The organism is Fibrisoma montanum (genome assembly GCF_003583365.1).
GTDB lineage: Bacteria > Bacteroidota > Bacteroidia > Cytophagales > Spirosomataceae > Fibrisoma > Fibrisoma montanum.
In genome coordinates, this window is the sequence record NZ_QXED01000003.1 from 862935 (window position 1) to 876366 (window position 13432).

The following is a 13432-nucleotide window of genomic DNA, read 5'->3' on the forward strand; positions in this document are numbered from 1 at the left end:
TTGGCGATTTCGGAGCACATCACTCAACCTGCACGAAGGTTTGATAGTAGCACTCCGTTTCAATTTTGCATGTTACCGTTAATTGAGGCAACACGCTGTTAGCGGTTCGGGCTTCTTGTTCTATTGTCTTTTTAGCTCCCATTTCCAAATCAGTCCATCGTCCGGGTCATTAATTTCTTCAACCTTCTCAAAGCCACATTTCTGCAAAACTCTTGTTGATGGATTGTCTTGTCCAAGTGTATGAGCAATAATTAATTTAACTCTTTCGTCTTTAAACGCATTTTCAATTAGCCCATTGGCCATCTCAGTTGCAAGCCCACGATTTCGGTAATCTGGTGCAATTTCATAGCCTAGTTCTACTGTTCCGTCATTTGTCGGTTTGCCCTTATAACCACCGCAACCGATAAGTTTGTTGTCCTGCTTGTGAATAGGAAAATAGGTCCACCAGTTTTTTTGTTCTTCACTTTCTGTTAGTCTGTCAAGTGAATATTCCAACGCGCCAACTCCAAATTCAGTCCAGTTATCCTGAACAGATATGTTTAATTTCTCAGCAAGATTTTCATTCCCCTGAATAGCTGATTTTAAAATTTCAGTGTCACACGGAATGAGTTTTAAGTTCTTTGTTTCTATTGTCATTTTGTTTCTCTGTTAATTGTTTTGTTGTCCCATAGCCTGACCCTACCTCTCAAAATACGCAGTTCAGTTACGGCAATCCAGTTTTTCTGGCTGGATTGCCGCAATGGTTTACTGTGATGGCCAATGTCACTGTCCAGCGCATCCACGGAGTATTAGTTACTCTGTATGAGCGTGTTGCAGGGGTCTAACCTGCGTGTAGTGACTAAATTAGTTAACTCCTGCGATTTTTTATGTCAGGCAACAACCTGCTCTGTGTTTTCTGTTCGCCAAAGCAGGCCGGCCCCCTGTTTACCCCAATGGAGTGAACAGGGGGCCGGCCTGCGTATCGTGTTCATCGCTGCAGATTCCGCCGACAGCCATCAGTCTGGTTAAAGCTCAATGACCACTTTTCCAATGTAGCCGCCTTTTTCGGCATACTCGTAAGCCGCTACCACCTCGGTCATCGGGAAGGTTCTGCTAACTTCAATATGCAGTCCGTTCTCAACCGCTTTGGTTAAGTACTCCATGCTGGTTGAGTTAGGGTTTGACATCAGCATTTTGTTTTTCCTGTTCGCTACCAGATTCGTAACTGCCGTGCTGATGATGCCGACGGGGGTCGGAACGGGGTTGATAAACACGGCATGGTCTTTCATCAGGTGGACGGCCTCGTGGAATGGTAACTTACCGGCCAGATCAAAAACCACGTCAAACTGTTTGTTCAGGCTCCGAACATCCTGCCGGGTATAGTCAATTACCTCATTAGCGCCCCACTGCCGGGCAAACGGAACGCCTTTCGGGCCCACCACCGCAGTAACGGTGGCTCCCTGCTGCCGGGCAATCTGGATGGCAAGCATACCCACCCCACCCGATGCGCCATTGAGCAACACCTCACTGCCCGCACCAATATGGGCGATATCGATCAGGGCCGTGTAGGCAGCCGCGCCAACCACCGGTATTGAAGCCGCCTGAGCAAACGTAAGCTGGGCGGGTTTGTGCCAGATAGATTTTACCGGGACGGCGGCAAAATCGGCCAGAACGCCATGTTTCATCACATCCACTGCGCCAAAGACCTCATCGCCCACCGAAAAATCGGATACCCCGGAGCCGACGGCCTCAACGACACCCGCAAAATCGGCACCGACCTGCTTGGGGAAGTGAGAACCTGACATGAGCTTCATGTCACCCCGGCGAATTTTCCAGTCGATGGGATTGATGGAAACAGCCTTGATCCGAACCAGCACCTCGTTGGTTCCGGCCGTAGGCGTTTCGGTTTCCGTCAGTTGTAATACATTGGTACCCCCAAATTGATTATACACTACCGTTTTCATTGTCTTGTCTGGTTTGATTTGACATCATTGACGGTAGCAAAGGTCGATCACGCTTCAGCCCAAAACTTGTATCAGATCACTGTTTTGCTTGAGGGCCCGGGGCGGCACCCCCATCATTTCATACATATACTTAGTAAACTGCGCCTGGTCATAAAACCCAGTCTCATAGGCGATTTCGGTCAAGTGCTTATGCCGGTCGGTCAGGGCCATGTCAATCGCGTGGCGCAGCCGGGTCCAGAGCAGGTATTTCGACGGACTGCTGCCGGTCTCGGCCTTGAACAGAGCAGCCATCCGCGACGGCGACAGAAACACCTCCTCGGCCAGGCGTTGTGGGGTGAGCGTGTGCAGCGTGTAGTGCTGCTCAATGTAATCGATAAGTTTCCGGACGCGGTCATCTACCTTGCCAATTGACCGCTCATCGGTCAGCAGGTAAGACAAACTCGTGGGCCATTGGTCGGGGGGTTGCTGGCGGAGCGGATCGAATACCCGGCCCACATCAGCGGGACGCTCCAGAATAACAACCGGCTGATCGTCGGCGAACAGGCTGCGCAACTGCAAACCGGCCCGCGAGTACGCTTCAATATTCAGGATGCACACCGTCGTGTCGGGCAGGATGGTGCAGGCATGGGGCACCTGCGGCCTGATGACAAACCCGACAATATCGGTATACGGCACGTTGTTGATAATCGACGTAAGTGAGTTGTTAAGCGCCAGGATAATCTGATAGGCCGAATGCTTGTGGATATGCACGTTGAGGCCATAGACCTTGAACGACAAAATGAATGGGTTCATCAAAACCAGGGTTTGGGCCTCAATATGCCGATTTTTAGCAAGCAATTGAGACCCTCAGCCCTGTTGACAACGATTTCGGCCGCTTTTGATACGTTGGCAATGAGCGCCTGAATCATAACAGCAGCTTAGCCGAAAGCGAATGGCCCTACGTTGTTGACTATTTTCCGGCCATTGCTTTGAAAGCGCTTTCAGGCGGTGCTCCGGTTCGTCAACACGCTTACCGGCGTTCGGTGGCTAACACCTCTGTCCCGGCCGGATATTGAATTTCCGGGCCTTTCTCGGCCGTAACGAAGACACGATTAGGGCGGTCGATGGCCGTTGCGGTCAGATCGGCCTCCAGCGCTTTGGACGACGGTTCGAGCAGACCCAGTTTTTTGATGGTGTTACGATCCGATTCCATCCACCCGATGTACGTACGTTGTGGGGGAGTTAGCCGGTCGGCCGGGGCCAGGTTCCGTACGTTCATCTTAATCAGATAGTTTTCGTTTTTATCCCGCTTCACGTGCACCTTACCAGTAGCCGCCGGGACAACTGACGAGGGCAGGAAGTTCATTGTTGGGGTGCATGATCCAGCAATCAGGATCAGCGAAGCAAAAGAGATGTTAGCAAGTGTCTTTTTCATCGTACGTTGAGTTAACTGTCAATTCACAAATAACTTCTTGTTAGCTTAAGAAAAGCTTACAGACAACTTAAATTCTGCTTAGAGGCCTCTCAAGGCCCATTATCAAGCGTACGGCAAGGCTTATCGGTTCGTAAACCGAGCGAGAACCAAGCCCTCGGCTTTACCCTATGCATGGAAATAGTCTGAACACCCGTAGTGGTTTACCCGGCTACGTCGGATACCGGCTGAGCGATCCGCTCCCGCGCCACGTTTCGATCAGAGCCTGCCTGAACGCTACCGGTGATGCACCCGTTTCACGCCTGAACACCCGGGCAAAATAAGACGAATCAAGAAAATTAAGCTGCGTCGCTACTTCCGTAATGGTCAGGTCAGAAAACGAGAGCAGCCGTTTGGCTTCCAGCATACTCCGTGCCCGTACAACCTCACTGGCCGTTTTCCCGGTCACCTGTTTACACACTAGATTCAGGTGGTGCTGGGTAATGTTCAGCCGGTCGGCGTAGACGCTGACGGGCCAGTTGTCGGCAAAGTGCTGATCCAGCAGGCTTTTCAAGTTTTTATATAGAAGCACGTACTTCTTCGGCACCGCCTGGCCTGCCTCACTGTCAATGCACCGCTGAATCTGCGCCAGCAGCACATGAAGCAGCGACTGCGTAATGGCATTTGACCGATCCGTACGCTGCTGCTCCCGACCCAGCAGTTCGATGGTATGCCGGATATCGGCGAAGTTGTCGGGGCTGGGTCTCAGCAGCGGATTGGCGTAAAAATTATCCAGAAAGCTCAGTTCAAACAGCGTGTCCCGGTTCTGATAATTGAGCAGAAAAAAGTCTTCGGTGAACAGAATACTGCCGCCGGTGAGCGGCTCCCACTCCTCAAAAAAATGAAGTTGCCCCGGCGAAATGAAGAACAGCGAACCGGGCGTCAACTCGTACTCCACGTAGTCGATCGCCTGGCGACTACGCCCCGAATCAATCCAGATAATTTCATAGAAGGTGTGTTTGTGGGGGTCCTCCACATCCGGCTCCTCCATCTGTTCGAAGCGCGTTATTTCGAACTCCGTTGGCTTGTCGGGCTGGTTGATAAAATGCCCGATTGAATAGAGCGGGAAGACAAGTTGCATTGTTATAAAGTTTGACTATTTAGCTTTTTCACGCGCAAAAAAAGCGGGCCAGAATCTAGTCCAGAGCTTCAGATACTTCCTTTGCCGGGCCTCTGATTAACCTTGCCTTCACTTTTACATGTCGGTCGGTTAACTTAGCGCCAACCGGTTTGGAGACGGCTTGTTGTCGGCCAAAGTTCTTATGCTGGTTGTCAAACGATGGACAAAGAACCACTGATTCAGTTTATTGAACAAACCCTGCCCATTCCCCGCGCAACGGTCGAACGCATAGCCGACCAGTTCGAGGATGGTGTGTTTGCCAAAAATGAGTATTTCGTCCGGGCGGGTAAAGTCAGTAACGACTATCTGTTTCTGACCGATGGTGTTATGCGGGCTTTTACGCTCGATACCGACGGCAACGAAGTAACAACCGGGTTCTACGCCAAAAATCGGGTGGTGTTTGAGGTGTCGTCCTTTTTCATGCGGAGGATTTCCGATGAAAACATCCAGGCCCTGACCGACTGCCGGGGCTTTATCCTGACCTTCGATAAGCTGAACCAACTCTTCCACGCGATGCCCGAATTTCGGGAGTTTGGGCGGGCGATGCTGGCGCGGGAGTTTGCCGCCTTTAAACAACGCACGCTGGCGCTGATTAACCAAAGCGCCGAAGAGCGTTATGCCGACCTGATCCGCACAAACCGCGAGGTGTTTCAGTCCGCCCAGTTGAAGCAGATTGCCTCCTACCTCGGCATTACCGACACGTCGCTGAGCCGCATCCGGCGTGAGTACGCCAAAAAGGGCTGACGCATTTCTTGCCAAATGACAAGTACGTTCTTTCCATTTGCGAAGCTGCGGCCAGATGCTGGCAGCGTCTTTTGTATCGTAAACGAACACGATTATGATACAGACGAACGAGCCAATATTGATTACATCGGCAACGGGCAAGACGGGTTACGAAACTACCCTTCAACTGCTGAAAGACGGGTACCGAGTCCGGATTTTTGTACGATCCAGAAACACACGGGCGCTGGAGCTGGAAAAGCTCGGGGCCGAACTAGCTATCGGCGAGTTTGGCCAGTACGAGTCGTTGACGAAGGCGCTGAAGGGCGTTAAGCGGGTGTACTACTGTCACCCGATCATGCCGGGTATGCCGCAGCATGTGAAACTCTTTATCCGGGCGGCTGAGGAAGCCCAACTCGATGCAATTGTTTTTATGGGGCAGTGGCTGGCCGAATTCGACGATCAGGAAAGCATGCTCACCAACGACATAAAAACGGCCTACCAGTTGCTCGAAGCATCCGGACTGCCTGTTGTGTATTTCAATCCGGGATATTTTGCGGAGAACGTGGCCCCGCTTATCGAATTTATTGTTCAACTCGGCATTATGCCATCGCCGTTCGGGGTCGGGAAATGCCCCTGGATTTCGAGTCAGGATTTGGGTGCCGTAGCTGCGGCTTTGCTCAAAAACCCCGCGCCCTATGTCGGCCAGAAAATACACCCGACGGGTCCCGAATCGGTTTCAGCGGAGCAGATGGCGGCCGTTTTCACTAAAGTCAGTGGCCGGAAAGTCAGGCTACTAAACATACCCGACCAGTTGTTTTTGAAAGCCGGATTCATGACCGGAAAGGAATTTGGGTATGACGCGTTCAGTATTGTTCAGGGCAATTTTTATAACCAGCAGTTTCGACTCAACCGATTCGATGTGGGTGGCCCAACCGACGTCGTCAACGAACTGACCGGCCGCGAACCCGAAAGTTTTGAAACCATTGCCCACCGACTCATTCAGCAGTCGCCCTACGGGAAACGTACGTTCACTACCTGGCTCTCCGCCGTCAGGAAGTTCATGAGCATGCCCTTTACGCCCCTCCCCCATAAGCGGCAACTTGCTGCGTTAAACCAATCCTAAACTCAATACAACACACCATGAATACCTTGCCCGTTTATGTCCCCGTCGTCTTTGGACTGACTGTGCTGCTTACCTTCTTTTTGCTGCTGAATGTACTGCGCCAACGGGTCAGCCAGCCGCGGCTTTTGACCGTGGCGGGACTGCTCATGCTATGGTGGCTGCTGGTGAGCAGTCTGGCGCTGAGCGGATTCTTTCAGGTTGCCAATACCAGACCTCCCCGACTGTTTTTTCTGATTGGCCCACCGCTGTTGCTGCTCGTCGGGCTGTTCAGTCGAAAGCGAAGCCGGGCTCTTTTTCAAACGCTTCCGCTCCAGCGGCTGACGCTGATTCACCTCGTCCGCATTCCTGTGGAACTGGTATTGCTCTGGTTGTTTTTTGGTAAACTGGTGCCGGTAGAGATGACCTTCGAAGGCCGTAATTTCGACATCCTGGCGGGGTTAAGTGCGCCGTTGGTAGCCTGGCTGGGCTTTACCGGCGGACGGGTAAACTACCGCCTGTTACTGGTCTGGAACCTGTTGTGTGTCGGGTTGCTGCTAAACATCGTTGGTACGGCAGTCCTGTCAGCTCCGTTGCCGTTTCAGCGGTTCGGCTTTGACCAGCCCAACGTGGGGATAGGCCTGTTTCCGTTCGTGCTGCTGCCCAGCTTCATTGTGCCGGTGGTGCTGTGGAGCCACCTGGTGTCAATCCGGCAACTGCTGGTTATTCCCCGGGTCGGCTTAACCACTACGTAAGACGGGTCTTATAACCTAAAACGGATCTGACAACTCCAGCCGATTCGGTGTTCTGCCTTTATACTATCGTGTTAAGAAAGAGGGACATTCTCTTTCTTAACACGGCAAACCTGCTTCAACGAACAGTCGGACAGGTTGCCAGCGTGGCAATTACCAGATGCTACTTTGAGGCCAGCACGGCAACAGGCTTGATGTCAGGGGCTTCGGCCAGTAACTCCTCCGCGTGAGCCATCAAAGCCGCAGCAATAGGGCCACTCAAATGAGCCTGACGACCTTCATCATCCGGAAAGGTGTCAAAGATGATAAACGTTTGTTCATCTATCCGGGCAGCATACCAGGTAACGGTGTTTGGTTCCGCTTCAGCTAATGGCAGCGCACTACTGAGAAAATCGGCAACGGCCTGTTCTTTACCAGGTTTTGCTACAAGACGGACGAGTAATCCTACGTTCTTTTCCATGATTTTTCGACTGGTTAACGTGAATGGTACTGACTCTATTTACTTCATCACCCTAAATGGGCACTTTCATTTGAAAAGGGTACTTACTAACAATGCAGCCGGGACAGTCTACCTTCTACGGCCGCTGGATCCCCAGTTTCTTCATGCGTGAATCGAGCGTGGTTGGAATCATGCCCAGAATTTCGGCGGCTCCGTTTTTGCCGCTTACTTTCCAGCGCGTGTGGTCCAGCACGGCCAGAATATGGTTTCGTTCGGCTTCTTCCATGGTGACGAGCCCGGTTGGTTTGGGCGTCGACCGTTTCCGCAGCAACCAGTCGCCCAGTTCCAGCTTCCGGCCCGTTGAGATGATGAGCGAGCGTTCGACGACGTTCTCCAGTTCGCGGATATTACCCGGCCAGTGGTATTCCATCAATGTATCGATCACATCCGGCGGTATGACGTCGATCCGGCGGCCGATGCCGGGACCGTGTTTGGTACAGAAGTGCCGCACCAGCAGCGGGATGTCCTCTTTCCGCTCCCGCAAAGGCAAACTCTGGATGGGAAATACGTTCAACCGGTAGTACAAATCCTCCCGGAAGCGGCCTTCGCTGATTTCTTTTTCAAGGTCGCGGTTGGTAGCCGCAATCACACGAACGTTGACTTTCAGGGTTCTGGTGCTGCCCACCCGCTCAAATTCACCTTCCTGCAACACCCGCAGCAATTTGGATTGCAGCTCAATCGGCATCTCGCCAATCTCGTCGAGGAAGATGGTACCGCCGTCGGCCAGTTCAAAGCGACCGATTTTCTGGGTCGTAGCCCCGGTGAATGCGCCTTTTTCGTGGCCGAACAGTTCGCTTTCGATCAACGTAGCGGGCAGAGCCGCACAGTTAATCTTGACCAGCGTTTTTTTGCTCCGCCCGCTGCAATTATGCACGGCCCTGGCCAGTAGTTCTTTCCCCGTTCCTGACTCCCCCAGAATCAGCACCGATGTGTTGGTTGGGGCGACCTGTTCCACCTGCCGCAGCACTTTTCCAAAGGCCTTGCTCTGGCTGACGATTTCGTCGAAATTGCTGGTCTGCCTGATTTCTTCGCGGAGGTACGTGTTCTCAGCCTGAAGCTGATTTTTCAGAGTCTCGACTTCCGCCAGGGCTTTCGCCAGCGAGGCCGTCCGTTCGGCAACACGGGTTTCGAGCCTGGCATTCGCAGTCTGGAGGTCGCGCTGCAACTGGCGCAGGGTCAGGTGGGTATTGATGCGGGCCAGTACCTCCTGCAACTGAAACGGCTTGGTGATGTAATCTACCGCGCCCATGTTGAACCCGTTGACCTTATCGATGGTTTCGGAGAGGGCCGTCATAAACAGCACCGGTATGGCCCGGGTGGTCTCCTGCTGCTTCAATCGCCGGCAGGTTTCGAAGCCGTCCATGCCGGGCATCATGACGTCGAGCAGGATTAAATCAGGCTGCCCCAGCCCGGCCTGTTCGATGGCGCTTTTGCCGTCGCGGGCCACCAGCACCTTGAAGTTGAAGCGGGTCAGCGTTTCGAACAGCACGCTGATGTTGTTGGGCATGTCGTCCACGATCAGGATGGTACGGCCAGCGCCCATCTGGTCTACGTCGTCCACATCGGCAGGATAGGTCGGGAGTGCATTCATGCTGGTTTCAGAGAAGCCTGGAGGAGTTTTTTAATCTTGCGCGTATCGAATTCACTGGCTGCCTGCCGGATATCGTCCACAAACGGCTGGTAGGCCGGGCTGGCTTTTTCAAGGGCCTTCAGGTGGGTCAGGATAGCCTGAATATCGCCCATCCGGGCCAGTTCATACAGCGCTTCGAGCTGACCCGGCTCCGGCACCGAAACCACGCGGTCCGGGGGCGTGTTGGCCGTTGCATCGGCGACCGCTTGCTGCGTCTGCCACGTCAGTGTCAGGTGGGTTCCGATTTTGGTCAGGAGGCCGTCCAGATCAACGGGTTTCGGCACAAAATCATCGAATCCGGCGTGGCGGCTCCGTTGTCTGTCCTGTTCGAACACGCTGGCCGAAAAGGCGAAGATTTTAGCGGCTTTTGTGGCCGGATTGACCCGGATCTGCTTCAGGGCTCCGTAGCCATCGAGGTACGGCATCACGAGATCGAGCAGAACCAGATCCGGCGTATGCTGCACCGCTTTCTCCACGGCCTCACGTCCGTTGCGGGCTTCGATAATCGTAAAGCCCAGTGGCTGAAGCAGGTTTTTCAGGATGGAACTGTTTTCCCAGCCGTCGTCGGCGATCAGTACCGTCCGGCGCGGGCCGTCGTACCCCACAATCGGCTGATCGGGTTGTACGACCGGGGGATTCGCCGGCCTGACCGGTGCCTCGGGCAGCGTGAGCGACAGCCGGAACTGCGTTCCCCGACCGGCCTGGCTGGATACGTACAGATCGCCGTTCATGAGCCGAACCAGCTGGTCGGTGATGGACAGGCCAAGGCCGGTACCTTCCACAAAATCGGTCGATTCCCGAATCTGCTGAAACGGCTGAAAGATGGTGGCAAGCTGATCATGGGCGATGCCGACACCGGTGTCTTCAATCATAAAGCCGATGCTGGGCGTACCGGCGTCACCGGGGGTAGTCCGGGGGTTCCACCCGGCCCGGAACGTAATGGAGCCCGACGGGGTAAATTTGACGGCATTGCCCAGGAGGTTGAGCAGAACCTGCCGGAGTTTACGCTCATCGCCCAATACCCACTCGGGCAGGTTCGCCGACAGGTCCGTTTCAAACCGTAAGCCTTTCTGCTCGGCCCGGATTTGCGTTTGCTGGGTGATGTTGTGCAGCAGGTCGGGCAGGTAAAATGCCTCCGACAGTACCTCCATCCGACGGGCTTCGATTTTGGAGAGGTCCAGTACGTCGTTGATGAGCGACAGCAGACTTTCGGCGCAGTCGTGCATGACCTTGACGCCATTCTGCTGGCTGTCACTCAAAGTCGGATCCCGTTTGAACAGTTGCGTATATCCCAGAATGCCGTTCAGGGGTGTGCGTAGTTCGTGGCTCATCGTAGCCAGAAATTCACTTTTGGCTCGATTGGCCGCTTCAGCTTCTTCTTTGGCTGCGGCCAGTTCGCGGGTACGTTCCACGACGGTGGCCTCCAGGTGCTGCTGTATCTGAAGCAGCCGTTCTTCGGCCACTTTGCGGGCAATTTCGGCTCCCGACCGGGCGGCCAGCACCCGCAGAATACCCACGTACTTGTGGTGGTCGGTCATCGGCCGTGAGTCGCTGACCGACAAATGCCCTACAATCTCACCTGCTTTATCGTAGATCGGTACGCCCAGATACGATTCCACCCCGGCGTCCTTCGAAAAGTTTTCGGCTACGTCGGTCGGGTAGTAAAAATCGCGCCCTTTCATAACAATGTCGCAGGGGGTCCCCGCCAGATCGTATTCGATGTTTTCGTGGAGGGCGTTGTTAACGCTGAAGGCCAGGGTACGGACGCGGGTTTTCTCGACGTTTGTACACTCCGTTACCATCGCAAACTGCACGTTCAGCGTTGTGGTCAGCTGCTGTACCAGCGACTGAAAAAAGTCGATGCCAATGTCGGAAGCCGTTCCTTCCGAGATCCGGCGCAGGGTATCGTCCAGCTGCGACCGTTCGGTTACGTCGCGGACGAAGCAGCACAAATAATCATCGCCTTCAAACTGCACGAAATTCATCCCGACTTCGGCCTGCCGGGTGGTACCATCCTGCCGCTGCTGGGGCAGTTCGAGGGTTAACGTATGGCGCTGTTTGAGTGTCTGCCACAACTGCACGTACTGTTCATCGGTATAGCCGGGGTGAATATCGCCAAAATAAAGCCGGTCGACCTGCGTCGGCGCATAGCCAAGCTGTCGGCAGGCGGCTGCATTGGCCCGCTTCACCTGCCCGCGGTGGTCGAAGAGCAGGATCGGCTCCAGCGCATTTTCGACGGTGAAGTGCGACAGACGCAGCACATTGGCCGGAATCAAAGCAGTTTCGTTCATGACAAGGGGGTTGACAAAAGCCGACGAATGGAATGAGCCGCCCGGGCGATCGTCCGCTGGCAGAAATTCGTGCAATTTCCAGTCCACACGGGGTATTGATCGCAGACAACCGCTTGTCGGGCTGAAAATGGTCTCTTTTGTCGGCTGACAGACAATTGACTGACCGGCAAATAGTTAGCTTGCCTCTGGCATTTCGTGAAAGTTACGAAATATCGTAACTCCTCCCAAATTGAGAGTTGGCCCCGGCACACCGTCCCACTTTGTTTTTAGCCCTTTTCTGTTCGTAGAAGGCCTTTTTAAGCAGGTCGGCCCGGCTGGAACAGTATTTGAAAAATGAATGGACAGGGAGCCGCAGTCAACCGGCTCAACCACAACGCAACCAAACAAGAAGTATGAAAACGCTAGTAACGCTCTTCGTCGCCCTCGCTCTGACAGGCAGTGCGCTGGCCCAATCCAACCCGGCCGTCCGCAAACAACAGTATAACCTGGAAAATGGCCTCGCTATCCAGGGGTATGATCCCGTCGCCTACTTCACCCAGAACAAGGCCGTGAAAGGCTCAGCCGCCAATGCGTTCACCTACAAAAACGTAACGTACCGGTTCGCAACCCCCGCTAATCTGAAGGCCTTTCAGGACAATCCTGACAAATACGAACCGCAGTACGGCGGCTGGTGTGCCTACGCAATGGGTGCCGCCGGCGAGAAAGTCGAAGTCGATCCGGAAACCTTCAAAATCAAGGACGGCAAGTTATTTCTGTTTTACCACAGCTTCATCAACAACACTCTAACCAAGTGGAACAAGGACGAGCCGAATCTGCACAAAAAAGCCGACGCCAGCTGGTCAAAATTCACCCAATCCTGATTTCTGTTCCAATCCCTTCAAACTTCTTATCACTCATGAACAACGTATCAGTTTATATTCTCTGGGCCGCTCGTCTGGTAGCCGCCATCATCCTCCTTCAGACTCTGTATTTCAAGTTTGGTGCGCAGGCCGAATCCGTGTACATCTTCGCCAAACTGGGCGTTGAACCGTGGGGCCGCATCGGCTCGGGGATCGTCGAACTGATTGCCGCGCTCCTCATCCTGATTCCCCGGACGAGCTGGATCGGGGCTGGTCTGGGCCTGGGCGTAATGCTCGGTGCCATCGGGGCTCACCTCACGATCCTGGGTATTGATATTCTGGGCGACGGCGGGTATCTGTTTGCCCTTGGCCTTATCGTAGCCCTGAGTTGTGTCGTGGTTCTCTACCTGACGCGCCAGCAGTGGTTACCCCTTGTGAGTAGCCTGCTATCTGCCCAACCTGTACTAAAGAGCGAACGAGTGAATGAGTAAAAGTTCGCTCGTTCACTCATTCGCTCTTTTGCCCGTTCACTCTTTCGCACATCCCCTATGTCTCTGAAATCCGCCAGTACTGATATTCTGATGCAACTCGCCAACGTAATCGGCCAATTGACTGACCAGGACTACGCTCGCCCGTTACCTGTCCTCTCAGGGAACACCATCGGCAAACACGTACGGCATATTCTGGAGTTTTATGAATTGTTGGTCGACAGTGCCCAAACCGCCCAACGTGGTATCGCTCTGTTGAACTATGACCGACGGCAGCGCGACCTTCGGCTCGAAGTCGATACCGATGAAGCTCTTCGGCGCATCGGCACCCTCGACCGGGCTATTCACCACCTGGATTTGAACCACCCGCTTCATCTGGAAGCGGATCTATCGGCGGCCGGCGTTCCGGGTGCCGAGACCATTCAAATACCGTCGACGTTTGCCCGGGAGCTGCTCTACAACATTGAACACGCGATTCACCACATGGCCTTGATCCAGGTGGCTGTCCGGAGCGATTTTACTACCCTGGTGTTGCCGGCTCATTTTGGCGTGGCCTACTCAACGGTCCAGCATCAGTCTCACTGACCTACTCACTACC

14 protein-coding genes are annotated in these 13432 nt (G+C 53.9%); 6 read left to right on the forward strand and 8 right to left on the reverse strand.

Annotated features, from left to right (window positions below; all coding sequences use genetic code 11):
* Positions 1–120: 120 nt before the first annotated feature.
* The 5 genes from DYU11_RS13580 to DYU11_RS13600 all read right to left on the reverse strand — a co-directional run bounded on the left by DYU11_RS13580 (position 121) and on the right by DYU11_RS13600 (position 4474).
* Complete coding sequence (locus tag DYU11_RS13580; protein WP_119668203.1) at positions 121–636, reverse strand: GNAT family N-acetyltransferase; 516 nt, start codon at positions 634–636, stop codon at positions 121–123.
* Between the two features lie 368 nt (positions 637–1004).
* The gene (locus DYU11_RS13585) at positions 1005–1943 is read right to left on the reverse strand and encodes an NAD(P)-dependent alcohol dehydrogenase (protein WP_119668204.1); all 939 of its coding nucleotides are present in this window, start codon (positions 1941–1943) and stop codon (positions 1005–1007) included.
* A 54-nt stretch (positions 1944–1997) separates the two neighbouring features.
* Positions 1998–2735, reverse strand: coding sequence for a helix-turn-helix domain-containing protein (locus tag DYU11_RS13590; protein WP_119668205.1), 738 nt, complete (start codon positions 2733–2735; stop codon positions 1998–2000).
* 217 nt (positions 2736–2952) lie between these two features.
* The gene (locus tag DYU11_RS13595; RefSeq protein WP_119668206.1) at positions 2953–3357 is read right to left on the reverse strand and encodes a hypothetical protein; all 405 of its coding nucleotides are present in this window, start codon (positions 3355–3357) and stop codon (positions 2953–2955) included.
* Positions 3358–3565: 208 nt separating this feature from the next.
* Positions 3566–4474 carry a helix-turn-helix domain-containing protein gene (locus DYU11_RS13600; protein ID WP_119668207.1) on the reverse strand — a complete coding sequence of 303 codons (909 nt, stop codon included), beginning with the start codon at positions 4472–4474 and terminating at the stop codon, positions 3566–3568.
* 198 nt (positions 4475–4672) lie between these two features.
* Here DYU11_RS13600 and DYU11_RS13605 point away from each other — a divergent pair, with 198 nt between their 5' ends.
* The 3 genes from DYU11_RS13605 (at position 4673) to DYU11_RS13615 (ending at position 7090) form a co-directional block, all read left to right on the forward strand.
* Positions 4673–5257 (forward strand): Crp/Fnr family transcriptional regulator, encoded by a 585-nt coding sequence (locus DYU11_RS13605; RefSeq protein ID WP_119668208.1) that lies wholly within the window; start codon positions 4673–4675, stop codon positions 5255–5257.
* A gap of 94 nt (positions 5258–5351) precedes the next feature.
* Positions 5352–6359, forward strand: coding sequence for an NmrA family NAD(P)-binding protein (locus DYU11_RS13610; RefSeq protein ID WP_119668209.1), 1008 nt, complete (start codon positions 5352–5354; stop codon positions 6357–6359).
* Between the two features lie 17 nt (positions 6360–6376).
* Complete coding sequence (locus tag DYU11_RS13615) at positions 6377–7090, forward strand: DUF8737 domain-containing protein (RefSeq protein WP_119668210.1); 714 nt, start codon at positions 6377–6379, stop codon at positions 7088–7090.
* Between the two features lie 160 nt (positions 7091–7250).
* On the opposite strand, the gene DYU11_RS13620 is transcribed toward DYU11_RS13615, so the two are convergent.
* The 3 genes from DYU11_RS13620 to DYU11_RS13630 all read right to left on the reverse strand — a co-directional run bounded on the left by DYU11_RS13620 (position 7251) and on the right by DYU11_RS13630 (position 11507).
* A complete protein-coding gene (locus DYU11_RS13620) occupies positions 7251–7547 on the reverse strand; it encodes a putative quinol monooxygenase (protein ID WP_199736720.1) in 297 nt (98 codons plus the stop codon).
* A 115-nt stretch (positions 7548–7662) separates the two neighbouring features.
* On the reverse strand, positions 7663–9177 hold the full coding sequence (locus DYU11_RS13625) for a sigma-54-dependent transcriptional regulator (RefSeq protein ID WP_119668212.1): 1515 nt from the start codon (positions 9175–9177) through the stop codon (positions 7663–7665).
* Positions 9174–11507, reverse strand: coding sequence for an ATP-binding protein (locus DYU11_RS13630; protein WP_119668213.1), 2334 nt, complete (start codon positions 11505–11507; stop codon positions 9174–9176). The genes DYU11_RS13625 and DYU11_RS13630 overlap by 4 nt, the downstream gene beginning before the upstream one ends.
* A 392-nt stretch (positions 11508–11899) precedes the next feature.
* On the opposite strand from DYU11_RS13630, the gene DYU11_RS13635 reads away from it, so the two are divergent.
* From DYU11_RS13635 to DYU11_RS13645, 3 genes are read left to right on the forward strand one after another with little or no spacing between them, the layout of a single operon-like run.
* Positions 11900–12367 carry a YHS domain-containing (seleno)protein gene (locus tag DYU11_RS13635; RefSeq protein ID WP_119668214.1) on the forward strand — a complete coding sequence of 156 codons (468 nt, stop codon included), beginning with the start codon at positions 11900–11902 and terminating at the stop codon, positions 12365–12367.
* 35 nt (positions 12368–12402) lie between these two features.
* Positions 12403–12837 carry a DoxX family protein gene (locus tag DYU11_RS13640; protein ID WP_119668215.1) on the forward strand — a complete coding sequence of 145 codons (435 nt, stop codon included), beginning with the start codon at positions 12403–12405 and terminating at the stop codon, positions 12835–12837.
* A gap of 57 nt (positions 12838–12894) precedes the next feature.
* A complete protein-coding gene (locus DYU11_RS13645; protein WP_119668216.1) occupies positions 12895–13419 on the forward strand; it encodes a DinB family protein in 525 nt (174 codons plus the stop codon).
* The last annotated feature ends 13 nt before the right edge of the window (positions 13420–13432 follow it).